We start from the raw sequence: 26,074 nt of genomic DNA, 5'->3' as shown, positions 1-26,074 counted from the left end.
TCCCACCATTTCGATCCGGATTAATCGGAGACCCACCCCAGCGAAGTGTCCTGGTCGTGGTGGTGGCTTCCCACTCGCGGACATCCGGCGTGCGCCTGGTGCGCGTGGAAGCAACACAATGTGCGCCTGACGCCATGGTTTGCCAGCAGGGCTACTCGTAGTGTCGTAGGCCACAGGCAGTGGGAGCCGCGATTGCGGTCACAGCCGGTTGCGAGGGTTCGACTGCATTCCTGCCCGGACCCGTATTCATCACAATCGCCGCCCGGCGAATGCAGCCCGTGTGGTCATGGCGGCGCGAAAAAGGAGAACGACATGAGTGACTCTCGCGTTCGGTTCGAGATTGCCCATCTCGCCCGTGCCGAACTGCTGAGCCCCAAGCCGCAGGAAACGGTGGACTTCTTCACGAAGTTCCTGGGCATGTACATCACCCGCACCGAGGGGCAGTCTGTCTACCTGCGTGGGTATGAAGACCCATACCAGTGGAGCCTGAAGGTCACCGAATCGGAGCAGGCAGGTCTGGGCCACGCCGCACTGCGTACGACTTCCCCGGAAGCTCTCGAACGACGTGCCGCCTCGCTCAAAGACGCCAACGTGGAAGGCTCGTGGCGAGAGAGCGACTTCGGTTACGGCAAGACCTTCACATACCAGTCTCCCGATGGACACAATCTGGAACTGCTGTGGGAGGTCGAGAAGTATCAGGCCCCGCCGGAGCTGCAATCCAAAATCCTTACCCGCCCGTCGAAGAAGCCGCTGCAAGGTATCCCGGTCAAGCGCATCGACCACCTCAACATCCTCGCCAGTGATGTCACCGCAGTGAAGAACTCCTTCGAACGACACCTCGGTTTCACCACTACTGAACGCGTTGTCGACGGCGCCACCGAAATCGGTGCCTGGATGAGTACAAACATCCTCGGTCACGAGATCGCCTGCTTGCGTGACGCTCAAGGCGAACGCGGAAAGATGCACCACCTCGCGTTCTACTACGGCAACGGTCAGCACAACATCGACGCGGTGGAGATGTTCCGCGACTACGACATCCGCATCGAATCCGGTCCCGACAAGCACGGCATCACGCAGGCGCAGTTCCTCTATGTGTTCGAACCGGGCGGCAACCGCATCGAGTTGTTCGGTGAGGTCGGATACCTCCACCTGGATCCCGATGCCGACACCAAGACCTGGCAGATGTCCGATATCGACACCGGACTCGCGATCGGCGGCGCTAAGTTGCCGTGGGAAACCTACTTTACCTATGGGACCCCGAGCCCTCTGTCGCTCGACCAGCACATCGAAAAATATTCCCACTTCGGCCCCGGGGGCCTTAGTCCTGACGCGGTCCTCGCCGACCAGGCGATCCCCAACGAGATCGACCGGTCCACAGCAGTCGCCGGCGCTCCCACGGCGTAGGGAAATAGGGCCGGACCATCTCACAGAAGACGCGACGGACCACACAGTCCGTCGCGTTTTCTCGTGTGGAGCAGGAATCGAGCCCATCCGGCGACCGCGTGCGTTCCACTGCAGCGCCGTGCGTCTCAATGCCAAAGGATGTGCGCCTGACACCATGGCGCACCTACAACACCGCTCGTAGTGTTGTGAATCACAAGAACAACCGCGAATGATCTTCGCCACAGGCATCGGTTCCGGAAGGGCCGAGATCGCCGTTTCTCATCTCTGACATCTGGAAGGCCCTTCATGAATGACGTCCAAGTGCAGTCCGACCTGCACGTCGCGGAGGTCGACGGTTTCGAAATCACCGTCGATGTGTACCGTCCCGACATCGACAACCCACCAGCTGTGATCTATCTCCATGGGGGAGGCTGGCAGCTCGGAGACAAGAAGGACGGTGCCGACGAACGTCTTGCACGGCTGGCCTCATACGGAATCGCGGTGGTGTCCGCGAACTATAGGCTCGCGCCACAAGCGTTGTATCCGAACCCGATTCACGACGTAAAGGCAGTCGTTCGGTGGCTGCGCGCGCACGGGAAGCAGTTCGGCGTCGCTACCGACCGGATCGGAGTGTGGGGTGCTTCTGCGGGCGCGTACCTGGCCACCATGGTCGGACTGACAGCCGGAGACGAGGAACTGGAAGGAACCGTCGGCGACGACCTCGATCAGTCGAGCCGGGTCGACGCCGTGGTCCACTGGTTCGGACCGTCGGACCTCGCTGCCAATTTCGGTCGGAGCTGGATCGAAAGCCACCTTCTACCAACGCCTTTCGAGACCGCCCTGCTCGGCGAAGACGAGGTGGCGGCGCCCTCGGATAACTCGTGGAAGGCCAGCCCGCTCAGCCGAGTGACATCGATGGCGCCACCGTTCCTGATCGCGCACGGCGACCACGACAGGATCACACTGTCCACCCAGAGCGAGGCCCTTCACTCAGCCCTGACCAGCACCGGTGCTCGCTCTACGCTCCTGTTCCTCGGCGGTGCAGGCCACGAAGGCCCGCAGTTCGACCAGCCGGATCATCTCGGAATCACCGCGGCCTTCTTGTTGGCGCACCTTCGCGGCTGACATCCAAACCCACTTTCGACAATTGATAAGGAGAAAGAACCAATGACGCAGGATGCAGTGGCCGAACAGCAGCTCCGGACGCCGCCGGCCGGTATTCCGAGTTTCGACGACAATCTCCACGACGACGCTGTGCTCATCGACCCATTTCCCACCTACGCGAAGCTGCGCGCGGCTGGGCCGGTGGTCTGGCTCGAGAAGTACGGATACTACGCGTGTGCTCGCTACGACGAGGTCTCCGCGGTGCTATCGGACTGGGAGACCTTCACTTCCCGGGAGGGTGTGGGGTTCAACCAGTTCTTCAACGGAATCACCGAGACGAGCTTGCAGACCGAGGGCGACCACCACGACGAGATCCGTCAGGTGGAGGGATGTCCGATCAAAAAGGGGCCGCTCGAAGAGCTCAAGCCGCGGCTGCAGGCCTTTGCCGAGAACCTGGTCGAAACCCTGAAGGGCAAAGACACTCTCGACGGCGTCACCGACGTGGCGATGGCGATGCCCATCGAAATCGTCACCGACCTGGTTGGCGTCGAGGGCGTTACGCAGGAACAGATGTTCAAATGGGGAGTGGCAGGCTTCGACAGCATCGGCCCACTGCACGCCCCACGGACTCAGCCGGCACTGGAAACCATGATGGGGTACATGGAGTTCGCCGACGAGAACTTCCCCAGCAATGTGCGTGAGGGCGGCTGGGCCGACCAGCTGTTCAAAAACGGAGCTGCGGCCGGCTGGCCGGAGGACTTCGCCCGCGGCGTGATGAACGACTACATCTACCCCAGTGTCGACAGCACCATCAGCGCGATCGGGATCGGCCTGCTGCTGTTCGCGCAGAACCCGGACCAATGGGACCGATTGCGCGCCGACCGGTCGCTGCTGACCAGCGCGATTCCCGAGATCGTGCGGTTGGCCTCGCCACTGCAGTTCTTCACCCGCGTCGCCACCAAGGACACCGAAATCGCCGGGGTCCCAATCCCCGAGGGATCGCGCGTCGTGGTGATGTACGGGTCCGCCAATCGCGACGAGCGCAAGTTCGAAAACCCGGACTCGTTCGACATCACTCGCGACCCGGCCGGTCATCTCGGATGGGGGCGTGGCAAGCATGCGTGCCTAGGCAAGCCGCTGGCACGCCTGGAAATGATCACGTTGTTCAACACGCTCGCCGATAACGTCGAACGCTTTCACGCCGGGAAATACCGGTATCAGCCGAACAACATCATCCGCAGCCTCGGTGAGCTGGAACTGGCCATCACCTGGGCAAAAAAAGACTAGACACCGACGTCGAGACGTCGTCCCTATCGGATAGGGAAGGAAAGAGAAGATGAAGATCCATATCGAGTACGGGATGTGCGACGGGCACGGTGAGTGCGTCATCGCCGCCCCCGAGGTGTTCGACCTGAACGACGACGGGGATGAAGCAGTCCTCCTGGACGCCTCGCCCGCAGAGGAGCTCCGCGGCAAGGTCAACGCCGCGATCAAGCTCTGCCCTGTCGCTGCCATCCGGGTCGAGGGTTGAGCCGTGACGAATACAGTGATCGTCGGCGCCGGGCTGGCCGGGCTCCGCGCAGCACAGCGACTGCGCGAGACCGGCACGTCCGAGCTGATCACCATTGTCGGGGACGAAAAACACCGACCGTACAATCGTCCGCCCTTGTCGAAGCAGTTACTCGCCGGAACGATGACGGCGACGGAATGCGAATTCGACACTGCGACAGACGAGTTCGAATGGATCTTGGGCAACGCGGCAACCGGGCTGGACGTCGAGAAGCGGCGGCTGCGTATGGCCGACGGCGAGATCGGATACGACAAACTGATCATCGCCACCGGCCGCGGAGCACGGGCGCTGCCCGGATTGCCGGAAATGGAGGGTTTCTACGTACTCCGCGGTCTCGACGACGCGATAGCCCTCCATACGGCGGCTCAGCACGCACGTCGGGTCGTCATCATCGGCGGTGGCTTCATCGGCTGTGAAGTAGCTTCCAGCCTGCGCGTCAACGGGGTGGACTCGGTCACCATCGTGGAACGAGCCGGCACATTGATGCCGCTGCTCGGACCGGACATCGGTCGGTTCGCCGAAAATCTGCACCGAGATCACGGTGTCCACATCGAGTGCAACACCTCGGTGACCGAATTTCGCGGTGGGAGCCGAGTCGAGCGCGTTGTTCTCGACAACGGACAGGTACTCGATACCGACCTGGTATTGCTCTCGCTCGGCTCGGTACCCAATACCGACTGGCTGGCCGAATCCGGTCTCGAGCTGGACCAGGGCAGTGTCGTATGCGACGAGTTCTGTCACGCGTCCGGACACCCGGATATCGTGGCAGTCGGTGATGTCGCTACCTGGACGCACCGGGGTCTCGGCAAACGAGTACGGATCGAACATTGGTCGAACGCTGCCGACATGGGATCGGCCGCGGCCGATAATTTGTTCGCGGCGGCCGAGGGAAAGAGTCCCTACAGCCCGATTCCCACGTTCTGGACCGATCAGTACGACGTGCATTTCAAAGCCGCGGGATTCGTCGCGATGGCCGAAACCTTCGTTCCCGTGGACACCGCAGCCGAAGGCAAGTGGAACTGGGACGGGATGGCGAAGACTGGACTGGTGGCGGGAGTCACCGCGAACGACAACAAGGGGTTTTTGAAGTATCGGCGTACGCTCGCAGGGGTCGGTACGAGGGCCTGACGACACACATGGCGGCGCCGGAGTCCGACCGAACGGGCGGGCTCCGGCGCAGTCGTGATGCAGGTCAGCGCAGGCGGTACTGCCCCGGGCTGATGCCGTATTGATTGCGGAACGAGCGGCTGAAATGGGAGATATCTTTGAAGCCGACCCGCGTCGCGACTTCTCTGATCGTGGTGTCAGTACTCAGCAAAATCATTCGAGCGCGTTCGAGGCGGGCCCGAAGGAGCCACTCGCTCGGGGTATGACCTGTATTCTGAAATATTTTCTGCATGTAGCGAAGCGAAATTCCGAGTTCGGCGGCGGCGTCGGTGATGGACAGGTTCTCATCGTGGAGCCGGGCCTTGAAAAGACATTGCGCGCGATGCAGGTCCGCAATGTGAGCCTGCTGAGTGGGGTTGAACGAGCCACCCGCATCGGCAAGCGAAGTGACGATCATATCCAGAGCGGAAGCCGACAGTGCGGCGGCCGTTGCGTCGGGTACAGCGGCATCGATGGCAGCGAGTTGCTGTAAGAACCTGCTGACGACAATGCCCGCACCGGAAGCCGCGGAAACCGGTTGTACCGTCACGCGGTCGATGTCTCGTTCGGGTATCCGTCCAAGCAGAAGGCGTCGGGGAACGCGGACGACAATCTGCTCGAACCGTTGGGGAAAGTCGAATCTAAACGGCCGGCCGGCGTCGATGACCGCGAACGAACCCTTGTCGAGCCATATCGAACGGTCCTGCTGTTCGATCCGTCCAGGGCCGCCGGTCACCGCGCAAAGGAAGTAATCTTCGGAATCGGTATCGGCGATCATCGCGGGCGTCCGCAGAACGGAATGCGCGTGGGCACGGACTGTGCTCAGGGATAGGTCGCCGAACTGCTGAGTGGTCAGTTTTGCCTCGAAGCGACTCTTTGGCGATTGCCACTGCGGGTCCATCTCGCAGTAGGTCGAAGCGAGGGCATCCGTCCACCATTCACAGCCTCCGGACATTTCCCGGCGGGCCGGTGTAGTTCGCGAGAGCGGCGGGGCGGCCTTTTCAAGGGTATCGGCGGCCTGTTCGTCACACGTTGACATCGCGGATCACCTCCTCGGATGAACGCAGTGTTACACGGTCAAGGCTACCGTTCGTCGCTGAAGGAGTTATCCGACACAAGACGTGTCCGCAGGGGCGGCATTGTCCGGATATCCAGAACACAAGCGGGTGTGGCCGGGGCCGACATGGCCGTGCGCACGAGGCATCGCGGCCATGTCGGCAACCGGTCAGCCGGTGATCTCGCGCCCGAAGATCTGCCGGGCGAGCACCCACTTCTGAACCTCGTTCGCACCTTCGTAGATCTCACCGATCTTGCTGTCGCGATAGAACGCCTCTACCGGGCCCTCGGTATCGTCCGCGCCGAGTGACTGAGTGAAGCCGAGCCCGCCGAACGCTTGGACGGCGTCGCGGGCCATGTCCACCGAGATCTCAGTGCCGCGTAGTTTCGCCATCGCGGCCTCAGGCTCAGGGAACGCAATACCGGAGTCCAGGCGCAGCGCCGCCTTGAGGTAGAGATCGCGCGCGCATTCGATGGCCGTGGCCCGCTCCGCCATCAAAAACTGCCAGTGCTGCTTTCCGGCGAGGGGGCCGCCGAAGGCATACCTGCGCGAGAGGTGAGCGGCGGTGTGGTCGAACGCGGCTTGCGCCATCCCTACTCCGGCTGCTGCAATACCGATCCGCCCATAGGTGAGGGTTTGCAGGGCGATTTTGAGACCGCCTCCCTCCACTCCGAGCAACGCATCGGCCTCCAGATGCACGTCGTCGAGGATGACGTCGGCGGTGATCTGTCCCTTGTTGCCCAGTTTGCGGTCGGGTGTGCCGATGGTGACGCCCGGGGTGTCGGTCGGCACAATGAATGTGCTCAGCCGGTTGCCGGTGCGTGCCAAAACGACGACGAATGTTGCGACCGCAGAATTGGTGATCCATCGCTTGCGGCCGTTGAGTATCCAGCCGGTGGCCGTTGCGGTGGCCTCGGTGGTGACCGCACTGGGAGACAGGTCGCTCGAGGCGCCCGGCTCGCTGGTGGCGAAGGAGCCGACTATTTCACCCGCGACGGCGGGTGCGAGCCACCGTCGCCGCTGCTTAGGGGTGCCCTGGTTGACCGCGTTGCCAGCGAGAATACAGTGCACATCGAAGATCGCTGCGACGCTGTTGGAGTAGTACGCGAGCTCTTCGACTGCGACGGCGGTCGCGGTGGCGCGGTGGGTCAGATCCTCGCCGCCGACGTCGCCGGCGAAGGGGATACGAAATATTCCTGCCGAGGCGAGCGAGTCGAAGGCGTCGCGAGGAAAGCCGTCGATACGTTCGTCGCCGCGGGCGATGCGGCCGGCAATCGGTGCGATCGCGTCCACGGCGACCTGTCGTACCCGGTGGCGGACCTGCTGGATCTCAGGTGGTGAGAGCAGGTCGTGGTAGAGCCGGTCTGCGACACGTGGAGGGTCGAAGGTGCTGATCGCAGTGTCGACGGCATGAACTGTGGTCACGGGAGCTCCCATAAGAAGGACGGACTGTTGTCCCCTCTTGGTCTACGGTTCCCGGCCACCGTGAACAACGCGGTGTCGGCAATGCTGGTCGCCGCACGACTGCCATTCGATATTGTCCGGCCACGCCGATCAATTCTTCGCGCGGCGCTCTGCGATGGTGACATCGCCGGCCGCCCAGTGCGTCTCCGGCACTTCCCGGACGACGACGCGGATGTTGTCCTTCGGTGCGTCGATCGCTCGGTGGGCTGCATCGGTGAGCTCGTGGATCAAAGTGCGGATCTGTTCCGGAGAGCGGCCCAGGCTGATGGTGACGTCGATGAACGGCATGCTTTTATCCTCCTGCGATGGTGATGGAGCCGAGCGAGGTGAAGTGGGCGGCAACCCGGGCACCGGGGGTGACTGCGATGGCGTCGGTCATACCGCCGGTCAATACGGTCCATCCGGCTTCGATGACGTGTCCACGTTCGGCCAAGGTATTCGCCGCGAACGCCAGTGCCTCGGCAGGATGGCCCTGCACGGCCGCGCCGGTCGCGGTGTCGAGGACCTGCCCATCGACCTCGAGCAGGCACGCCTCGAGTGCGAGATCGAGATCCTCGGGACGCCGCAGTACGGGCCCCGTGACATACACACCCGACGAATTGTTATCTGCGACAGCATCTTCGAGAGTAAATTTGAATCCGGCGTAGCGGCTGTCGATGATCTCGATCGCGCCGACCACTCGGTCGACTGCCGTCAGCGCCTCTGCAGCGGTGATCCCGGGGCCGGCCAGCCTGCGGCCCATCACGAACGCGATCTCCGGTTCCGCCCGCGGTTGGATGAGCCGGGTCCGGGGGATCGGATCCCCGGCGGGCAACACCATCGCGTCTGTCAGCCAGGCCACCGAGGGAGCGTCGACGCCCATTTGCCGCTGCTTTGCGCGGGAGGTGAGCCCCAACTTGATGCCGGTGACTCTCTCACCACGGGCCTTGCGTGCGCCGAGAGCGATGTCTTGTGCCTCATAGGCGACGGATAAGGTCAGCCCGGGCCACTCGGCGGACAGCGAGGTGCGGGAGGTGGCGGTGCCCTCGGCGGTGAGAAGGGTATCGGCGACGCGACCGGCGCTCCATCGCTGTTCGGACTTTTGCTGTTCGTCGATCATTGTTCTGCTCGCTCTCCGAGAATGGCGGATACGGTGCCGAGCCCGTTCATCGTCGCCACGATGGAATCGCCCGGCGAAATCGGGAAAGCCTGGGTCATCGACCCGGGTAGCACGACGTGGCCGGGTTCGAGAGTCACGCCGAGGGGACCGACGGTGTTGGCCAGCCACACCAGCGAATTGAGCGGAGAACCCAGCACGGCGCCCCCGGCTCCGGTAGCCATCAACTCGCCGTTGATGTGCAACGTGCAGCCGCACAAGCGCAGGTCGATGTCGCGTAGCAGCACTGGTCGGCTGCCGAGTACGACCCCACCGGAAGATGCGTTGTCGGCGATGGTATCGAAGATGCCGATCTTCCAGTCGGTGATCCGCGAGTCGACGATCTCGAGTGCCGGAAGCACGAATTCGACGGCACGAACCGCGTCGGCGATGGTGACGCCCGGACCCGTCAGCGAACGGCCGAGGATGAATGCGATCTCCGGCTCGATTCGTGGCTGGATATAGGTCGAAGCCGGAATCGGATGGTGCTCCAGATGGAACATGCTCGCCGTCAGGTGACCGAAGTCGGGCTGGTCGACACCCATCTGGCGTTGAATGGCCGCGGATGCGAGACCGACCTTGTGGCCCTTGACGGTGTCACCGTCCTTTTCCCACTGCTCGACCTGTGCCTGCGCGATGCGGTATGCGGTCGACAATTCCGCTCCCGGGAACTCGGGAGTCAAAGGGCCGATCGGTGTGCTGCTGCGATACGCCGCCAGCAGCCGTTGCGCGGCTGCGTGGACCTCGTCGGTGGACATGTGACCTCGGGCTTTCTGCGAACGTCCCTGCACCGCTGTCGCGGCCCTGCAGAGATGTGACCTGTTGCACTGACCTCTCACCCTCGGGCAGGATGGGGCGATATGCAAGACGATCGTGCCGATGAGCGGCACAGGATGTCGCGGTCGGCTGTAACCGGTGAGGCCGGCTCCGTCGCCCGCGCGGTCGCGGTGCTGGATGTCCTTGGTGCCGCCGACACCGCACTCGGAGTCTCAGAGATCGCTCGCCGGTGTGGACTGCCGAAGTCGAGCGTGCAGCGGATGCTCAAGGCATTGCATGCCGCGAAACTCCTTGAGCGGGAGGGCGGCTGTTACCGGCTCGGCCTCAAGTTGTTCGAACTCGGGCAGCACGTGCCCCGCCAACGCGACCTGCGTGAGGCTGCTCGTCCGTTTATGGCGGACCTGCAGGAGGCAACTGGGCATTCCGTGCACTTCGCCGTCCTGGACGGTGACAGCGTGGTGTACCTAGAAGTTCTGCACAGCCCGAACGCTCCGGCCCTACCGACTCGTATGGGCGGTCGGTGGCCGGCTCACGGCACCGGCATAGGCAAGGCGATCCTCGCGTTCTCAGAACAGAGTGTCGTCGAGCAGATCCTCACCGCTGGACTCCCTCGCCTGAGCGAGCGGACTATCGTGATACCAGGGCTGTTCGCCGCGGAACTTGCCCGGATTCGCGAGCGCGGAGTGGCGTACGACCTGGAGGAGTCGCGTGCCGGTGTGGCGTGTGTAGCCAGCCCTGTGTTCGGCCTTCATGGGCAAGTCGTTGCAGGGATCTCAGTCTCCGGGTGGCACACCCGCGTCAACCTCGACCATTCGGCGGCCGCTGTACGGACTGCAGCCCTGAGTCTGTCGCGATACTTGTCGATGCAGTCGAGCTGAGTCGTCAGCTCGCGGCCGCGACTGTCGGGTCGTCTCGCTCCGTCTGGAGTAGCGGGTCTGCAGAGTTCGCGATCGCCCGCGAGATCTCGGCACCGGCCGCGATGACGGCTTTTTTGAATTCCGCCTGAGCTGGCACAAACCGGCTGGCTGGCACACTCATGCTCACCGCCGCGACCACCAACCCCATTTCGTCGCGGACGGGTGCCGCCACGCAGTAGACCTCGGGCACCGCCTCGCCTGTGTCGAAGGCGCAGCCGGAACGCAGCACGGACCGCAACTCCTGCGCGAGGGCGGCCGGATTGGTGATCGTGGACGGCGTCAATCTCCGCAGCGGTTTGTTGGTGATGTTGCGTTCGATCTCGCCGGGATCGCATTGCGCGAGCAGCAGTTTTCCGACAGCACTGCAATGTGGCTCGAGGTGTGCGCCGACTCGCGCTCCGGCCACGTTTATGACGTGATTGCCCAGCACTTTGTCGATGTAGAGCACGCGGTACCGCTCCATGACAGCCAGGTGGGTGGTCTCGCCGTACTTGTGCGCGAGATCCTGCAAGACAGGAGAGGCGCACGACCTGACGTCCACGGTTCCTTTGAGTGTCTGGTTCAGCTCCACGACCCGCCATCCGATGCGATACCGTCCACGGTTGCGGCACTGCAGTAATCCGGTATCGACCAGGGAAGACAGCAGGGCATGTGCACTCGAACGGGGTACATCGATGGCGGCCGCAACTTCGGATGCCCCCCACTCCGGCCGGGACACGGTAAACAAGTCCAGAACAGGACCGATCTTCTGAACCGTTTGGAGAGGGGCCACGACACTTCCTTTCACTTCGAGACGACCGATTGCGCCGCCACACTCCGAGTATGTGCGTCAGCTCACATTGTCGTCCAACTTGCTGTGCCGCTGAACGGCACGGTTGAGATTAGCGTTGATCGGCTTCTGCAGATAGGAAACCGCGATGTCGCTTTCTGCGTCGGCACCCGGCCCCGGAGGTTCTAGCTGATTGCGCATGCCAAGAGGTGCCGAGAGCGGCTGAAACTCCGATTGTCTGCGCGGGCGGGAGGCTTTCTGCACTGACGCCCAAGCGTGCGACGGCCGAATTAGATGCGAGTGGTGTCGGTTGCCAGGAGGAAGGGTTCTGGCGTACAAACCGTGATCATTTCGCCGAGGTCTGCTGATCGACGGTGGCGTGGGTGAGCAGCAGGCGCTTGCGTAGAAGATCGAGCTTGGCGCGGCCGAAGCATTGGCGTTTCTGGTGCTTGAGCTTATTGACGGTGCCCTCCGTGGGCCCGTTGCTCCAGGGCAGGGTGAGCCCGGCGGCGAGGGCGGCGAAGTCGTGTTCGAGGCCGGTGACGAACGAGTGCAGTGCTGGCAGGTCATCGGCACGGACCTGTGGAATCCCCCGAGACGTGGAGCCGATCACGACGTGAGCGACGAACAGATGGGTTTGGATTTCGGCGATCTCGAGCTGACGCCGATCGAGCGGCGGGTGCCACCCGGGCCGGCTAAGTAGCGGCAGTGGTTTCATCAGATGTCGGCGCAACTGCAGAAATTCGGGTCCGCCACGATTCTCGGTTTGCCGCAGCCGGTCTGGTCTGCCGAGGCCGTCGATCGCGTGGGACCGGTGTTCGACGTTCTGTTCCCTGATATCGACTCGGTCCGCACGCCAGCCGATCCCGACCTGGTCGACCAGTTCCTGCGAAGGTTCGGCGAGTGCTCTATCCACAACCACGTTCCCGAATGGCATCCCGGGCTTGCCGTATCGCGGCGTCGCTGGTCAGAGAGCATGCGGTTGTAGACCAGGTTCGACAAGCGGCGTTTGGCTGCCCGCATCGATTCCGTAGATGTCTTCCCGGCGGCTCGTTTGCCGTTGTAGTAGACCCGGCCTGAAACGACCTGGGGTGTCTATCGGAGTCATATCGGTCAGGCGGGTGTTGCATGCGTCCCGTCTCAATGCCGCCCGGTGTGGTGTCGGAATTGACCAGCCGGGAGTTGTCGGTGCGCTCACCTACGCTGGAAGGCATCGTGCCCGCTTCACCGTGAAGGGATCAGAGGATGGCGTGGGATAGCGGCGGCGCTCGACGGGATCGACTCAACGAATGCAGAGTGGAAGCGGCGCGGTCGTCTGCTCTCGTCAGGATGCGGTGATCGGATGCCGAAACGCAGCGTGCAGCAACGCGCCGGATACCGGGGCGAGGCGTTCGTCGCCAAGGCGGTGTCCGACGCTGGGCACATATGGAACGACACCAAGCGTGACTTTGCCATCGACGGGCAGATCGAGTTCGTGGACGCCGATCGGGAGGTCACCGGTGTTGCCGTCCTCGCCCAGGTGAAGGCCACCGAGGTCGGGTTCTCCGGCGACTCGGCGGCCGGGTTCAACTTCCGTTGCGATGCCGACCACATCGCCTACTGGACACGGCTGGGCAGGCCGGTCGTGCTGATCTGCGTCGACCTGCGTGTCGACCGGGCGTGGTGGAAGCGCGTTGATACCTGGTTCGCCGACCCTGAACATCGCGCACGCAGGGTCGTACGGTTCGACAAAGCCACCGACTGTTTCGACCTCGATGCGTTCAGCACACTTTCGGCCCTCGGCGTACCGATCGGGGAACCGCTGCCGCGACTGGAGGGTAGCGAACGCCTCGTGTCCAACCTGCTCGTGGTCGACGGCTTCGCGCCGATGATCTACGAGGCTTCCACACCATGCCGCGACCGTGGAGATGCCTGGGAGCGGATGCGTGCCAACAACGAGTTCGAGGCAGGCTTCCTGCTCTCGGGTGGGAAGATCTACTCGATGTGCCCCCTTGATCGGGGCCCGCTGGCCGTGCTGTGTGACGGACCGGCGACCCCCATCGTGACCGAGACCTGGTCCAATTCCGACGATTTGGCGCTGCGGCGCCGCTTCGTTTCTCTGCTCAACTTCACCCTGCGGTCGGCCCACCATCCTGACCTGGTCTGGCACCCCGGGAAGAAGGTCGTCTACATGCAGGCACCGCGGGACGGCTCCAATCGCAAGATCAAGGGCCGCTACCAGGGTGCGAAGGGGCGCAATTTCTTCGCACCGTACAAGAGCAAGGACGACGATACGAAGACGAAGTATTGTCGCCATTACGCGGCGGACCTCCGCTTTCGGTGCTGGGGTGGCCAATGGTATCTGGAGATCAACCCGACCTATCACTTCACTATCGATGGGCGCCGCGACTCGTTGTACGACGCCGAATACGTCAAGAAGATCAAGCGCATGGAGCGCAATAACGCTGTTTACCAACTGGTGCGTGCCTGGGCTGACTATCTGCAAGGCGAGGACACTCTGCTCGCGACTAGGGACGAGCGCATCCGGTTCGGCCAGTTATTGGAGCTGGACTGCGACGCGGCGATCGACGAGAACGTATGGGTCCCACAGCAACTGGCTGCGCGGACCAACGCGGCCGGACTCATCGAGGGATTGTGGGAGTTGCCGGCGTGAAAGCCTGCGTGTTGCACGAACCGGAGCTGGAGTTCCGTGCCGGAAACCGCCACATTGATCCTCGTTATGGCATCAGCGTGTACGGACCCGCCGACGCCGACTCTCCGTCTGCGCCGCATCGGATTCCGATCGCCCTGATCGGCCCTGCCCAGGCGATTGACGGCATCCGCACTTGGCTGCAGCGCTGTCGAGACCGGATCGAGGCTAGAGACACCAAACCTGGCCAGGAGAATCTGCACCAGCCCTTTCCAGGATTCAACCTCGAAGGCGAGTTTGGAGCCGAACTCGTGTTCGACGAAGCGCTGGTTCGGGAGATCCCCGAACGTCAGCTTCGCCGGCTCGCGCGCGCTGGCATCACATCCGCTACGACCGAAGCGGTCGAGATCTACGCTGATGCCGCGCGGTCGCTCGCCGAGACCGGGCGCTGCCGGGTTATCGTCTGTGCCCGGCCCGAAGAACTGTTGGACCGCGAGACACGGCCGCCGGCAACCGAGGACGATGGTGCCGAGTACGACGAGGAGGCCGCAGAACGCAAGAGCGGCGGAGACTTTCATGACCTGTTGAAAGCTTCGGGCCTCACGCTGGGAGCGCCGCTGCAGTTGATGCGCAAGGAAACCTGGACCGGGATTCCGGCCAAGAACGGTCAGCTAGTCCGGCCGCTGCAAGACGAGGCCACCAGGGCGTGGAACTTGCACATCGCCTTGTACTACAAAGCCGGTGGTACTCCCTGGCGTATGCGCCGTCACAGCTCAGATCTGGCGACCTGCTACGTCGGCATCAGCTTCTACCGCGCTTCTGATGGCCAGGATCTGCACACCGCCGTCGCACAGGTCTTCAACGAACGCGGCGACGGCGTCGTTGTGCGGGGCGGTACGGCCCAGATTTCCAAGACCGACCGCCAGCCCCACCTCGCTCATGACGCCGCGAGGCGCCTGCTTATCGAAGCGCTGGCCGAGTACCGCAGTACTCACAGCCATCAGCCCGCGCGCATTGTCATCCACAAGACCTCCAGCTTCACAGACGATGAGGCGGAGGGATTTCGCGCCACAGCCGACGAGCGCGAGATCGATCATCTGGAGATGGTGTGGATACAACGGCGCGGCGCCCCGCACCTTTTCCGTACAGGGCAGCTCCCACCATTGCGCGGTACCTCAGTCCAGTTGGATGAACGCTCGCTCCTTCTCTACACCCGCGGATCAGTGCCGTACTTCCACACTTACCCCGGCATGTACGTCCCGCAGCCTCTGCTGATCCAGACCATGTCGCCGAGCACCGACCTGCTCGAGGCAGGCACCGACATACTCGCGTTATCGAAGATGAATTGGAACAACGCGCAGCTCGATGAACGTGACCCGCTCACACTACGAACCGCCTACCGCGTCGGCGCCATCCTCAAGCATGTGCCAGAGGGCACACGCGCCGCCACCAGGTACGCCTACTACATGTAGACCGCCCATCGGCCACAGCTCGGCCCTCCTACGGTTCAGGGCTGGGTCCTTGACAGATCGAGGGCTACTAGCGCTCTAGCGGCGCTGTACGACGAGGTCGTTACGGAATTTTGGCAACGAATCTTTGCCGCAGGAGCAGGAGTCGATCAGCGGCGCTATCTCGCGTCGTTGTATGCCTCGATTATGTCCGCTTGGATTCGTCCGCGGCTGGACACGGTGTAGCCGTTGTTCCTGGCCCACGTGCGAATCGCGCCAGTCTGCTTCTTATCGGCCACCGTCCGGGCATCGCCCCTGTTCTTGCTGCGGGAGATGCGTCCCACTTTGCGACCAGGCTCGGTCCACTGCTCGAAGATGTTACGCAGCTTGCCTGCGTTCTTCGCCGATAAGTCGATCTCGTAGTCGACGCCGTCGAGGCTGAAGAGCACCGTCTCGTCAGCCTTGGATTTGCCGTCGTAGTCGTCGACCAGTTCGACGATGACCTTCCTTGCCATGGGATTCCTTTCACAGACTGTTGAAGCGTTCGAGCAGCGAGCTTTAAGTTGATCATGCTGGCGACGCGCCGCTCGAGCTAAGTTTTCGCCTGGCACACTGGGTTCGTGTGGTGGTCGGCCACAGAGACTAGGAAGTGGGGGAGGTGTGGCTGGGGTGGCGGTGCCAGTGCGGGAGCAGCGCAAGCTTTTTCAGCGTTCTGGCAACTTGTGCGCCTTTCCGAGCTGTCGGCGGCTTCTCACTGCCGCTGCTACACCTGATGATCCGTTGGTGGCACTCGGCGAAATTGCCCACATTGTTGCCGATAGTCCGAACGGGCCGCGCGGCGACTCGCCGCTGACGGCCGCCGCACGCAATGACTACCAGAACTTGATCTTGCTGTGCAATCAGCACCACAGGGTCGGCAACTTCGGCGCCATGTTTTCGCTCGGCCGGCTGCTCGATCACCTCGGCCGCTCCGACGAGGCGCTTGCGTGGTACATGCAAGCGAGTCCGCAGCATCCCCAGGCTGCACAAGCGTTCAAAACCAGGTGGTTCGCCGCCCTGAATCCCCGCAGCCTGCCGCACGAGATCGGGATACCCCCATCCGCTGAGCACGGCCAGGGTGCGCATTAGCTCGGACTCGCGGGTTCGGCCGATCGGTTCCAGTTCCGGCGACTCACCCCGACCCGCCTCGCCGAACCGGGCCACTCCGTATCGGCTTACGTGGTGGCAAAAGCGACATCAGCGGCGAACTCGTTGTCGAGCACGCCTTTACGGAAGGCTCTCCACTCGGTCTGGTTGAACAGGAAGGTGGCGGTTCCGTCAACTGCATCGACCCGCCACGTCCCGTCGGCTGCGGTGACGTTGACACATCCGTTGGTATTGGTGAGTTCGTTCGATGCGACTTCGTCTTGCCACGCCGACCACTGGGCCGGTGTGAACAGGATGGCTGGGCTGTCGGCGAGTTTGGTGTCAGTGACTTCGATCAGGGCCGTGTGGGAGCCGGTCGAGTCGCTGAGGAAGTCGACTGCCACGCATCCGTTGCCGTGGTCGCTGTAGGTACTGGTCCTGCGGCCTGCACGTCGTGGGCCGGTAAACATCATCTCTCCCGGTGGTGCGTTACGCGTTGATGCGCTCTTTGATGGCTTCCGCTGTTGCTGCAGCGGAGAGTGCAACGTCGCGCAGTTGTTCGACAGTTTTAGCGTACCCGTCGACGACCCGCGACTCTTGCAGGTAGACGGCACCATGGCGCATCTCGACGTACGCGATCGAGCTCGCTTCGGCGAAGTCCAGCAGGACGAAACGTCCAGCGATGGCGTCATGGCGGCCGATGCTGATCGGCAGCAGACGGAGTGAGACATTCGGCAGATCCCCGAGGTCGAGCAAGTGTTGGTACTGCTCGGTCATCACCTCGGGCGGCCCCATGGGGCGGTCGAGTGCGGCTTCCTCGATGAAGACTTCGAGTTCGAGCGGGTCCTCGCCTTCGGTAACTCTGCGTTGTCGCTCCTGACGTAACGCGACGACGCGGTCGTTGTGATCGGCGCGCACCCGCATGTCGCCCTCGGTCGCTGCCAGGCTGTAGCCCGAAGTTTGCACCAGAGCTGGGAGTACTTGGGGTGCGTAGATGTGGGCGTGCGTTGCCAGCCCTTCCAATCCGACGAAGGTCTTCAGCCAATCGGGTACGACGTCCGACCAGGGCGCCCACCACGCCGCGCGGTCGTCAGCCGAGGCTGCAAGGGCGCACAACCTGTCGATATCGACCTGGCTCGAACCGTAGAACCGCACCAACGTCTCGACCTCGTCGGGTCGCTGTTGATTGCGTCCGGACTCCATGTTGTGGATCTTGGCGTTCGAGCAGCCGAGAGCTTTCGCCGCGTCGGCGATCGTTTTGTGGGCCTGGGCCCGCCTGGCCGAGAGTTCGGCGCCGACCAAGTACGCCACAGCCGCGGAGTCGCCCCGAATCGCCATGTGCCCTCCTAGTTTTTGGTCGTCGCGAGCCTGCTCAGTCTGCCCGATCGCGGATTCGGGCACGACGACCAGGTGATTCTCAACATGATACGACACGTGAAAATATCGGTATTGATTCACGTGAATTTTCATGTGACTATTCGATGTGTCAGGGATCGCCACGCCGCGCAGGAAACGGCAGCCGCCGGGCCCGCTCACAACGCGTAGGTCACTGACTCCCGGCCATGAGCGCCATGCCTGTGACCGGCGGGATGTCAGGCGGTCACAGCACGCAACCGGCGTGCCGGCCTGATGAAGCAAGCGAGACATGGAGGTGGGACCGATGTTTGCTCAGCGAATAAGTTCCCCAACGTCACACCAGCCGCTAACGCCCCGTTGCCGCGACATGCGCCTTCCCGTCGCGCAAGCAGCGGTCGAAACGACCGTCGATGCCGTGCCGGGAGGTCGTTGATGACCAAACTGTTGCCCCTGGCATACGGGTATTTGCGGATGGATCTCGTCGATGACGGTGATCGCGCCGAGCAGCAGATCACCCAGGCGGCTCAGCATTTGGGTTTCCAGATGGCTGCCGTCTTCCGAGAGCATTCACCCGAAACGATCGTGCCGACCGCCTATCTGGACCTGGTGTGCGAGTGTTGCCGCGCGGACGCGCACACCGTGATCGCCGCCCCGGGCCACCTGTCCGGAATGACGGTCCCGCAGGCCGTGCTTCTCGACATGCTGGCGACACGAGCCCGCGCGCATGTCCGCGAGGTGACGCTGTGACACGCATACAGCTCACGAGACGGCGGCGTCGACCCAGCCGACAAACCCATCGAGGAATTGTCCACCTGCGGAGCGGATTTCACGCCGGGAATCTCCACGCACTCCGTTTCGAATCCGGAGGCCGAACCTGATGACGGCTGTACCGACATATGGATACATGCAGCTGGCGTTGCTGCCGCGCCCGTCGAGCGAAGTCGAGGAGCGAATCGGCCGGGTAGCAGCGGAATCCGGCGGTCGTCTCCGGCGGGTGTTCGCAGAACCGGTTCCCCCGGCTGATGCGTTGTGGTCGTTGATCATCGACGCAGACCGCTCAATGAGCGGACAGCTGATACCCACGGTCTCCGCCACCGCTGAGCAGCGGGGAATGGATGTGGGCCGTCTGCTCGAGTCAGGACGGCGCCGCACGCGCGCAGTGGCGTGGCAGGCACTGCTGTCCGAACTACGCACCCATGGCGGCACCGTCATCATCCCGGGACCCGAGCACCTGGACGGGCTCGCCACGTCCAGAACGACTGCGTTGAAGCAACTTTCACGGATACACGCGCAGACGCGCCTGCTGTGTCTGCCCGAACCGGTGGCCAGGATTTCGCAGACCGATGCCGCTCCAGTCCTGGTCGGGGAATTCCCGGTGAAAGCGTTCGCGGCGGCGCTGGAAGTTACATCCCTGAAGGCGTGGTGGCATTTGTCGCAGGCCGGATTGAGCTACCTCCGCACCGACGTCGAGGCCGTACTGTGCGCACTCATCGAAGCTCGGATGCCGACCGAACCGGTCGAGGTACTGGACGAGATCAGAGTACGGCTCCAGCGAACAACGCACGCCCTCCTTATCGAGGTGCACGAATCCGAGAACCACTCCCACGAGCCTATCCCTGATCTAGTCCGCCAACGGTGCACACGTGTTTCACGCTGCACCGCGCCCACCGGCGGCACGATCACCCATGCTGAAATCCCACTCGCGGACACGGCGCCGAGCCCGGCTCGCTGAGGCGGCAGCGGGACGGTACCAGATCCGCTGCGCGACCGGCTCCAACGCTGGACACACCCCAGAGGTCTCTCGCAGAGACCCGACACCAGCGCATTCCGGCGACCGGGCGTGTTGACCGTTCCGTAGTCGAGTCCTGTGTGAAGCACGGGAGCCTGGCGCGAGATAGCCGACGCACGGTGCGGAAACGGCAGCCGTGCGTCCTGTCGAAATTCCACGACTTTGAAAGGAACAAAAAGTGACCGTTGTGGCCGTTCCACAGGTTGGATGTCAAAATAAGCGCGAGAGCGAGGATAGATGCAGAGTCTACCGCTCAGAATTCGGGCTCGATGCACACATTGATCCGCGAACAGGTGCCATTCATCTCACGGCGATATCCGTGTCTCAGTGTTGATTTCCCCTGCGCTGGGCCGTGCAGTGGTCGCACTTCTCGACACAGTTCCAGCATTCTCGATCGATCGGCGCGGACATCGTTTGTGGGCGCTGCTGGGCGATGCGCCTGTCTCGCCGGACGATGCCGAACGCACGACGCGTCTGTTGTTCAAAGTAGGTGCGATACCAGTGCTTTGGAACGCCACGGTCGTGCCCCCTACCGCCGGCAACCCCCATCGAGTCTGACTGCACTCGCTGCGGGTCTGGCCCGGCCCCGCGCTGGCCGCGATCGGCGAGGCGATCACCGCAGCCGTCTCTCGGGACGCCAGCTTGAACCCGTAGGAGAGTGCCTCTTCATGGCGCGCCGAGATATGAAAGGACCCCCTGCTCGGTGAAGAAAGGAATTATGGAGTGCTACGACAGGAATCGTGGATACGGGTTCATCGCCGGTGGTTCACGAGAGGAGAACATCTTTGTGCATTTCTCCGGTCTGTACGACAAAGGCGCCAACCCTCCTGCTGCCGGTGACACCGTCACCTACGACGTCGTCCCCAGCCGCAACGGCCGGAAAGCGGTCAACGTTCGCATCGTGCATCAACCAACTCCAGCATCCCATCAAGACCACAACACGGGCGGTTACCGGAATGACTGAACCATTGGACCCGCACATTTCCCCGGCCGGAGAGACCCAGCCGCCGACCATCGTCTGCTCCCTCGCCTCGGCGACACCAGAGCCTGAGATTCTTCAGCAGCTCGATAACCTTATCTACACCCTGTGGTATCGCTACGAGGCGAGTCGCAGCAACATCCCACAGGCACGCACCGATGACTGACACGGTACTGCCGACCAGCTGTCGGCTGATAGCCGCGATGGAGGGGGATGTGCCCTTCGAGCACCCTGCAGCCGTGATCCTGCGAGCTGCGTTTCTCTTGGCGACGGCGGATTATTGGATCGATCCCGACACTGCCGCTACGAGCACCTGCGAAACCGGGACAGTGCTGTTGTGGGAGATGGGCATTGACGATGTCAGCGCACTCGTGCGAGCACGGCTGATCGATGACATCAACCACGCCGTCTCATCCCGGGAGATCGGCGCCGCTGTCGATGCTGTTGCCCGCGCATGGTTCGAATACCGCCGTTGTGCCCGCTACCGTGGAGACTCCCGCTTCGACGATGTGCTGTACCACCGAGCAGTTGTCACGCTAACAAGAGCTCGCGCTCGCTATACCCGCCTCCGTCGCAGTATCAAGGGACGGGAAACGAGGCCGACTCACGCTGTCCAGCATGTAATTTCCCGTAGTCCGTCTGATTTTGTGGATCGCCGACCCAACTTTTGAATGTATGAAGATTGTTTTACTTCCCATGTCCAGTATTTTCCCGGCCACCGGACCACCACTCAATCCGTCCCGCCGGTGGGCGGAGTCTTCGACCACACCTGAACGAGTTCGCCGGAGGCGTGGTCGAAGTCGGTGCGGACTACCGCGCGGCGTGCCCGGGAGGGACGACATAGCCGATCCGGTCGCCGCCGGACAGGTCGGCGCGCGATTTCAACCGGGATCCGGGTTCGCGGCGCGACGGGCATCGGTCGAGCTGGTCACCCGCGCCCGTGGCGAGGATGGGGTGGGATAGTCGCGGTATGGGCGAGGTGTTCGCGGTCGGTGATCGCATCGAGTGGTGGAGCGACATCGACGGCGGCCCGGCTGAGCCCGGCGATCCGGGCGCGAAGAAGCACACCGGCACTGTCGCCAGCGTCCACCGCAACCCCAACGACGACAGACAGGTCGTCGCGTACCTCGTGACGTCCCGCAGCGGCGTCGCCGGCACGTACACCACGACCGTGCGCCCAGATCTCCACCGGCCCACCGCGGCGACGTCCTAGACGCGCCGCCTCGGCTCACTGTTGTCAGACCGCCCGGTCGGGTCTCGTATTGTTGACGTGTGCTGGAGGTAGGTTCCCTGGTCAAGAAGTCGGCGGACAGCGACAACGTCTTCGAGATCGTCGAGATCGAAGACGACGCACGGGCACTCATCGCGCCGACTGGAGAAACTGCCCAGGCATCAGGTTCGTATCCGTACTGGTGGCCACTGCGGCTGCTCATCCCCGCCGGGGGCACCGCACCCGGGCGCTGAGCCCTGGCATCGCCGCTCGCGCAGCCGGTTTCGGCGCGCGATCTGCGGTCGCCCGAAGGTGCGGGCCAGCAGGTTGCGCATCCGGGCCTGAGTCCAGCGTTCGGCGACCTCGGGGTGTGGTTGCGGGATAGTCATGTCCGGAACGACGTCACGCGGCCGGAACTGGTTGCCTGATGCGGCAGACGCACCCCCTGCTGGACAATCAGTGCTGGTCAGCCGCGTGTGGTGGGGTGGTGCCGCTCCGTCGCTGGGTGATTGCCGAAAGTACGCTACTGGGTATGGGACGCGTGCCGGCGCCGATGCTGGCGACCGCTGGGCGGCCGCCTGAGGACCCGGATCTGTGGGCGACCGAGATGAAGTGGGACGGCATGCGCGCTATCACCGCCCTCGACAACGGGGAGCCCAGGCTCTATTCCCGCAACGGGCGAGAGGCCACGGCATCGTTTCCGGAGCTGACCGCCGCGCTTGCCGACACCGCGACCGGTCGGCGGTTCGTGATCGATGGTGAGGTTGTCGCCCCGGAATTGCCGACCGGGATTCCTTCGTTCCGGCGGTTGCAGCATCGAATGCATACCGCGCGGCCGCCGGCGGGGTTGATCGCCTCGATTCCGGTGCAGCTGTTCGTCTTCGACATCCTCGCCCTAGACGACACCGACACCACACCGCTTACCTACGTCCAACGCCGCGACCTGCTCGCCGACTTGGATCTGGCCGGCACCCTGATACGGGTTCCGCCGTACTGGACCGATATCGCGCCCGCGCAGATGCTCGACACCGCCGCCGAGCACGGCCTCGAGGGCATCGTGTCCAAGCGCCTGGACTCGATCTACCGGCCCGGCCAGCGGTCACGCTCGTGGATCAAGACCCCGCTTCGGCGGTCGGCGGATGTGGTTGTCGCGGGCTGGATCTCGGGCAGCCGCCCCCGCATCGGCGTGTTCGGGTCGCTGATCCTGGGCGCCCACACCCCGGCCGGGGAGCTGGTCTACGTCGGCAACGTCGGCACTGGGTTCTCGATGGCGCAGCGGCGGGTCCTGCAGGCGCGCCTGGACGAGATCGCCCACCCGGCGAGCCCGTTCGCGGCGCCGCCGCGGTTCGGGTCGGTGCCGGCGTACTGGGTCGAGCCCGGCTTGGTGGCGACGGTGTACTACCGGGAATTCACAACCACACTGCGCCATCCCAGCTGGGCCGGGCTCCGCACCGATCAGGATGCCCGCGATGTGGGCCTGCCGGATTGAGGCGATGCCCGGTCCGGGGAGCAATTTTGTAGGTGAGGTTCGACGACCGCCGCACTGGCGGACTGGTCTGGACCGACGCGATGCATTCCTCCGGAGGCATCTTTATCGGCGGTGACGAACCATGCTCCCGGCGGCCCACAACTGGCGCGGCATTCAGGAGTGGGTGAGGTCGTGGGTAACTCCATGTACTCGCACGGAGTTAGCGTGCGACCCGCGCCGTTGTCAAGCGTTGACGGCATCGGGTGTCGTTGGGTACGTGAGCGCTTGAACTGCAAATACGACGAAATGCTGCCAATCGGCGGCTGTGATATCGCTTACTAACGTTGGTGAGCGCGGGTGTTGTTGGTTGACGTCGGTCATTAAATGGTGGGTTTGATGACAAACCGGGACGGCTGGCCAGCAACCATGCCGTACGCAACCGACCCGGGGCGGAGCGCTGTTCGCTGTCGCGTAGGCGTCGCCGTCGTCCGGTTGGCCGGAGATTTCACCCGGGGCTGAGTTAGAGCTGTTACCTATGAGTCGGGGACGGTGTCGACCCGAGAGCGCCTGGCGGTCTTCGCCGAGCGGGCCGCGCGGGGAGTTGCCTCGGGCGCGCGCCAGTCGGGCGGGCTGGAACTTCGACTATTTGTTGAGGGTGCCTAGAGCGAAGGACTGTTGTTTGAGTCGTGAGGGATTCGCAGGAATCCGATCCCGTCATGGACGCACCAGTTCAGCACATCCGGGTCCATGTGGTCGGGGCCGTTCAGCAAGCCGGCGCGCAGTTCCTCGGCCGTGATCGGCAGCACTCGGGGTGTGCGGGCTCGCTCGACCATTCTGGGATACCTGTAGGCGTCGTCTTCGTTGTAGTCATGCAAAGGCCGCGTTCCCGAAAATGGCTTGTCGACAAACGCGTTCACGAGGTGTGGCCACTCGGGCATCCCGAACCAGTGTCGGTGCACACTGCCGAAGCACGACTTCACCGAGATGAACCAAGCCATGTCGTGATCGTCGGCCTCGGTCAATTCGGCGTAGTACATCAACGTGCTGCCAGCGTGTTTTGCCCACTGGTCGTAGTACTCGCCGAGGAGATCCGCGATGGTCCTCGATCCTGCCGCGAGGCGATCCGGGCGGATCACTTCGTGAGCCAGTCGCTGCCATGCGGCGTGTGTTCGGTCGGCGGCTTCCAGGAAGTCACGCATCATCCGGAAGGTGGCCACGTTGGCAGCGAACATCTCGCCATCGCTGATGCGGTTCACCCCGCCGCTCGCATGCGCGTCCTCGACGATTGTGTTGCGCCACACGCCCAGCATCATCGAATACGCCGCGACCGCACATTGGTCGGTACCGGTCTGATCGGCCCGCTCGCGGGCATAGAACTCCAGTCCCTGCTCCAGTGTCCAGTTCGCCATGTCGTAGTCACTGTTCACCGGGCGGTAGATGTTTCCGTACTCGAGGGTCCGCTCGATCGTGACGAACCCCTTCGATTCCAGCCTCGCCAGCTTGTCACGAACGGCCTTGATCTGGCGGGCATCAAGGTCGTAGTCCTTGATCTCCCAGGACCGCGGCTGCGTCATCTTCGCGATCCGTCTCGCCTGGACGCCACGCGGAAACAGGTCGACGATGTCCACGATTGCGCGGTACTCGGGTTTCAGAGACTCGTATGCGGCGGACTCCGATTCGCTTCTCATGCGGTCCTTCCCTGCCGCTTCCACGGCCAACCCGCTGACAATCTGTGTACGAGTCTAATGTGCTTGGAAGAACGTGGAGGTCACAGCGTTTCGCCGCGATCGCGATCAGTTCAAGGTAACTGTTTCGTGCGGTTCGTGGGCTCGGTCGAGCCGGTGACTCGGAACTGGGAAACCGGCATTTGCGTATTCACCGGCTCCGCGCTGAGGCGGCGGTCGTGGCTCGGCCGACTCGACGAGCGTTCTGTAATGCCTTATCGGTCATTGAGGGACTCGAAGAAGCTTGCGGTCGCCGACCATAAGGCGCTTCCGGCGCTACTGGCCACGGACCCGGCAATCTTGTCGCGCAGCCAAGACAAGATCTCCCGGGAGCGGTCCGGTTCGGGGCCCGTTGTGCCCGCGTCGGTGATGTCGTTGATGATCTGTTCGGTGGCGGCGCGGTCATAGCTCGACAGGCCTGGTTGATCGTGGCGGATGGCTTCGACCAACGCAGGCCAGTTGATCTGCTGGGGGGCCGAGTTCGCTTGCGGATCGCGTATCTGCATCACGACGCTCTGGTCGCGTCCCGACTGTGCGATGGTCGGGTTGCCGACGACGGGCCCGGCGAAGTTGATCGACGGGCCGGGTTCGTGCCGATGATTCATGTCGTATCCCTGTTGCGTGAGTTGGACTGCTGGGGAGGGAATTCCGGCCGCCACATCGAGAAAGTTCCGGCGGGGGAGCCATATCCATCCCCGCCGCTGTGCGTACCTCTGTACCTGTATGACCTGAGCGAGCGTGAGGCCAGCGTCTTTGTGCCAGTCCTTGATGATCATCCACGCCCATGGGCCGGGCGCGGTCCGCGCAGCCCAGACGAAATCTCGTGCCATGGCATCGAGATCGTCTTCGGATAGATTGCCCAGCCGGATCGTTTTGAAATGGCCGTACGCCACCGCGGATGCCACGCCTGCGACGAGAACCACCAACAACACCAGATTCCCCACCGGACTGCCTCTCATTCTGGCCCCCTGCCCTCGCACAGATGAACGTGTGTAGCGCATCCCTGGTTCCGGCCCTTATGGCC

Annotated in this window: 29 protein-coding genes and 1 pseudogene; 18 read left to right on the top strand and 12 right to left on the bottom strand. The window is 63.2% G+C overall.

Features of this window, described 5'->3' with window-relative positions; genetic code table 11:
- Positions 1–312 precede the first annotated feature (312 nt).
- The 5 genes from NMI01S_RS32610 to NMI01S_RS32590 all read left to right on the top strand — a co-directional run bounded on the left by NMI01S_RS32610 (position 313) and on the right by NMI01S_RS32590 (position 5,185).
- Complete coding sequence (locus NMI01S_RS32610) at positions 313–1,404, top strand: VOC family protein (protein WP_063002593.1); 1,092 nt, start codon at positions 313–315, stop codon at positions 1,402–1,404.
- Between the two features lie 285 nt (positions 1,405–1,689).
- Positions 1,690–2,508 carry an alpha/beta hydrolase gene (locus NMI01S_RS32605; RefSeq protein ID WP_063002592.1) on the top strand — a complete coding sequence of 273 codons (819 nt, stop codon included), beginning with the start codon at positions 1,690–1,692 and terminating at the stop codon, positions 2,506–2,508.
- Positions 2,509–2,550: 42 nt separating this feature from the next.
- The gene (locus NMI01S_RS32600; RefSeq protein ID WP_063002591.1) at positions 2,551–3,774 is read left to right on the top strand and encodes a cytochrome P450; all 1,224 of its coding nucleotides are present in this window, start codon (positions 2,551–2,553) and stop codon (positions 3,772–3,774) included.
- 49 nt (positions 3,775–3,823) lie between these two features.
- Positions 3,824–4,018, top strand: a complete 195-nt coding sequence (locus NMI01S_RS32595) for a ferredoxin (RefSeq protein ID WP_063002590.1) — start codon at positions 3,824–3,826, stop codon at positions 4,016–4,018.
- A gap of 3 nt (positions 4,019–4,021) precedes the next feature.
- Positions 4,022–5,185, top strand: a complete 1,164-nt coding sequence (locus tag NMI01S_RS32590) for an NAD(P)/FAD-dependent oxidoreductase (RefSeq protein ID WP_063002589.1) — start codon at positions 4,022–4,024, stop codon at positions 5,183–5,185.
- A 64-nt stretch (positions 5,186–5,249) separates the two neighbouring features.
- Here NMI01S_RS32590 and NMI01S_RS32585 read toward each other — a convergent pair whose 3' ends face one another.
- The 5 genes from NMI01S_RS32585 to NMI01S_RS32565 form a co-directional block, all read right to left on the bottom strand.
- On the bottom strand, positions 5,250–6,242 hold the full coding sequence (locus tag NMI01S_RS32585; protein ID WP_063002588.1) for an AraC-like ligand-binding domain-containing protein: 993 nt from the start codon (positions 6,240–6,242) through the stop codon (positions 5,250–5,252).
- Between the two features lie 186 nt (positions 6,243–6,428).
- Positions 6,429–7,697, bottom strand: a complete 1,269-nt coding sequence (locus NMI01S_RS32580) for an acyl-CoA dehydrogenase family protein (protein ID WP_063002587.1) — start codon at positions 7,695–7,697, stop codon at positions 6,429–6,431.
- A gap of 117 nt (positions 7,698–7,814) precedes the next feature.
- Positions 7,815–8,012, bottom strand: coding sequence for a tautomerase family protein (locus tag NMI01S_RS32575; RefSeq protein ID WP_063002586.1), 198 nt, complete (start codon positions 8,010–8,012; stop codon positions 7,815–7,817).
- A 4-nt stretch (positions 8,013–8,016) separates the two neighbouring features.
- Positions 8,017–8,823 (bottom strand): 2-keto-4-pentenoate hydratase, encoded by an 807-nt coding sequence (locus NMI01S_RS32570; RefSeq protein ID WP_063002585.1) that lies wholly within the window; start codon positions 8,821–8,823, stop codon positions 8,017–8,019.
- A complete protein-coding gene (locus NMI01S_RS32565; protein ID WP_063002584.1) occupies positions 8,820–9,617 on the bottom strand; it encodes a 2-keto-4-pentenoate hydratase in 798 nt (265 codons plus the stop codon). Before NMI01S_RS32565 ends, NMI01S_RS32570 begins: the two co-directional genes overlap by 4 nt.
- A 102-nt stretch (positions 9,618–9,719) precedes the next feature.
- Here NMI01S_RS32565 and NMI01S_RS32560 point away from each other — a divergent pair, with 102 nt between their 5' ends.
- Positions 9,720–10,514 (top strand): IclR family transcriptional regulator, encoded by a 795-nt coding sequence (locus NMI01S_RS32560; RefSeq protein WP_084513455.1) that lies wholly within the window; start codon positions 9,720–9,722, stop codon positions 10,512–10,514.
- Positions 10,515–10,518: 4 nt separating this feature from the next.
- On the opposite strand, the gene NMI01S_RS32555 is transcribed toward NMI01S_RS32560, so the two are convergent.
- A complete protein-coding gene (locus tag NMI01S_RS32555) occupies positions 10,519–11,325 on the bottom strand; it encodes an IclR family transcriptional regulator (RefSeq protein ID WP_063002582.1) in 807 nt (268 codons plus the stop codon).
- A 343-nt stretch (positions 11,326–11,668) separates the two neighbouring features.
- Positions 11,669–11,911 (bottom strand): annotated as a pseudogene (locus NMI01S_RS36135) (transposase); the annotation flags it as partial.
- A gap of 132 nt (positions 11,912–12,043) precedes the next feature.
- Here NMI01S_RS36135 and NMI01S_RS35500 point away from each other — a divergent pair.
- The 3 genes from NMI01S_RS35500 to NMI01S_RS32540 all read left to right on the top strand — a co-directional run bounded on the left by NMI01S_RS35500 (position 12,044) and on the right by NMI01S_RS32540 (position 15,423).
- The gene (locus NMI01S_RS35500) at positions 12,044–12,310 is read left to right on the top strand and encodes a hypothetical protein (protein ID WP_167669978.1); all 267 of its coding nucleotides are present in this window, start codon (positions 12,044–12,046) and stop codon (positions 12,308–12,310) included.
- A 354-nt stretch (positions 12,311–12,664) separates the two neighbouring features.
- Positions 12,665–13,975 carry a DUF4365 domain-containing protein gene (locus NMI01S_RS32545; RefSeq protein ID WP_063002581.1) on the top strand — a complete coding sequence of 437 codons (1,311 nt, stop codon included), beginning with the start codon at positions 12,665–12,667 and terminating at the stop codon, positions 13,973–13,975.
- Positions 13,972–15,423, top strand: a complete 1,452-nt coding sequence (locus tag NMI01S_RS32540; RefSeq protein ID WP_063002580.1) for an argonaute/piwi family protein — start codon at positions 13,972–13,974, stop codon at positions 15,421–15,423. Before NMI01S_RS32545 ends, NMI01S_RS32540 begins: the two co-directional genes overlap by 4 nt.
- Positions 15,424–15,578: 155 nt before the next feature.
- On the opposite strand, the gene NMI01S_RS32535 is transcribed toward NMI01S_RS32540, so the two are convergent.
- On the bottom strand, positions 15,579–15,914 hold the full coding sequence (locus tag NMI01S_RS32535; RefSeq protein WP_063002579.1) for a histone-like nucleoid-structuring protein Lsr2: 336 nt from the start codon (positions 15,912–15,914) through the stop codon (positions 15,579–15,581).
- Positions 15,915–16,182: 268 nt separating this feature from the next.
- Here NMI01S_RS32535 and NMI01S_RS32530 point away from each other — a divergent pair, with 268 nt between their 5' ends.
- On the top strand, positions 16,183–16,527 hold the full coding sequence (locus NMI01S_RS32530) for a hypothetical protein (protein ID WP_063002578.1): 345 nt from the start codon (positions 16,183–16,185) through the stop codon (positions 16,525–16,527).
- An 86-nt stretch (positions 16,528–16,613) separates the two neighbouring features.
- On the opposite strand, the gene NMI01S_RS32525 is transcribed toward NMI01S_RS32530, so the two are convergent.
- Complete coding sequence (locus NMI01S_RS32525; protein ID WP_281186787.1) at positions 16,614–16,994, bottom strand: DUF397 domain-containing protein; 381 nt, start codon at positions 16,992–16,994, stop codon at positions 16,614–16,616.
- A 19-nt stretch (positions 16,995–17,013) separates the two neighbouring features.
- On the bottom strand, positions 17,014–17,994 hold the full coding sequence (locus NMI01S_RS32520) for a helix-turn-helix domain-containing protein (protein ID WP_218021191.1): 981 nt from the start codon (positions 17,992–17,994) through the stop codon (positions 17,014–17,016).
- Between the two features lie 318 nt (positions 17,995–18,312).
- Between NMI01S_RS32520 and NMI01S_RS32515 the strand changes: the two genes are divergently transcribed.
- The 8 genes from NMI01S_RS32515 (at position 18,313) to NMI01S_RS32490 (ending at position 23,347) form a co-directional block, all read left to right on the top strand.
- Entirely contained in the window at positions 18,313–18,627 is a 315-nt protein-coding gene (locus tag NMI01S_RS32515; protein ID WP_063002576.1) for a hypothetical protein, read from the top strand.
- Positions 18,628–18,784: 157 nt separating this feature from the next.
- Positions 18,785–19,612 (top strand): hypothetical protein, encoded by an 828-nt coding sequence (locus NMI01S_RS32510; protein WP_104363979.1) that lies wholly within the window; start codon positions 18,785–18,787, stop codon positions 19,610–19,612.
- 760 nt (positions 19,613–20,372) lie between these two features.
- The gene (locus NMI01S_RS34535) at positions 20,373–20,633 is read left to right on the top strand and encodes a cold shock domain-containing protein (RefSeq protein ID WP_146102208.1); all 261 of its coding nucleotides are present in this window, start codon (positions 20,373–20,375) and stop codon (positions 20,631–20,633) included.
- Positions 20,626–20,814: a hypothetical protein gene (locus NMI01S_RS35220; RefSeq protein WP_063002574.1), complete on the top strand. Its 189-nt coding sequence runs from the start codon at positions 20,626–20,628 to the stop codon at positions 20,812–20,814. The genes NMI01S_RS34535 and NMI01S_RS35220 overlap by 8 nt, the downstream gene beginning before the upstream one ends.
- A complete protein-coding gene (locus NMI01S_RS35215) occupies positions 20,807–21,319 on the top strand; it encodes a hypothetical protein (protein ID WP_146102206.1) in 513 nt (170 codons plus the stop codon). The genes NMI01S_RS35220 and NMI01S_RS35215 overlap by 8 nt, the downstream gene beginning before the upstream one ends.
- 299 nt (positions 21,320–21,618) lie before the next feature.
- Positions 21,619–21,861, top strand: a complete 243-nt coding sequence (locus NMI01S_RS32500) for a hypothetical protein (protein WP_146102205.1) — start codon at positions 21,619–21,621, stop codon at positions 21,859–21,861.
- 59 nt (positions 21,862–21,920) lie between these two features.
- Positions 21,921–22,112: a hypothetical protein gene (locus NMI01S_RS32495; protein WP_063002572.1), complete on the top strand. Its 192-nt coding sequence runs from the start codon at positions 21,921–21,923 to the stop codon at positions 22,110–22,112.
- A 278-nt stretch (positions 22,113–22,390) separates the two neighbouring features.
- Positions 22,391–23,347: an ATP-dependent DNA ligase gene (locus NMI01S_RS32490; protein ID WP_063002571.1), complete on the top strand. Its 957-nt coding sequence runs from the start codon at positions 22,391–22,393 to the stop codon at positions 23,345–23,347.
- A 638-nt stretch (positions 23,348–23,985) separates the two neighbouring features.
- Here NMI01S_RS32490 and NMI01S_RS32485 read toward each other — a convergent pair.
- Both NMI01S_RS32485 and NMI01S_RS32480 read right to left on the bottom strand, forming a co-directional pair.
- Entirely contained in the window at positions 23,986–24,954 is a 969-nt protein-coding gene (locus NMI01S_RS32485) for a hypothetical protein (protein ID WP_157126485.1), read from the bottom strand.
- Positions 24,955–25,265: 311 nt separating this feature from the next.
- Positions 25,266–25,994: a hypothetical protein gene (locus NMI01S_RS32480; RefSeq protein ID WP_063002569.1), complete on the bottom strand. Its 729-nt coding sequence runs from the start codon at positions 25,992–25,994 to the stop codon at positions 25,266–25,268.
- Between the last annotated feature and the right edge of the window lie 80 nt (positions 25,995–26,074).

The sequence above is a fragment of the Nocardia mikamii NBRC 108933 genome (genome assembly GCF_001613505.1).
GTDB lineage: Bacteria > Actinomycetota > Actinomycetes > Mycobacteriales > Mycobacteriaceae > Nocardia > Nocardia mikamii.
This window is presented reverse-complemented; position numbering and strand designations above follow the sequence as displayed.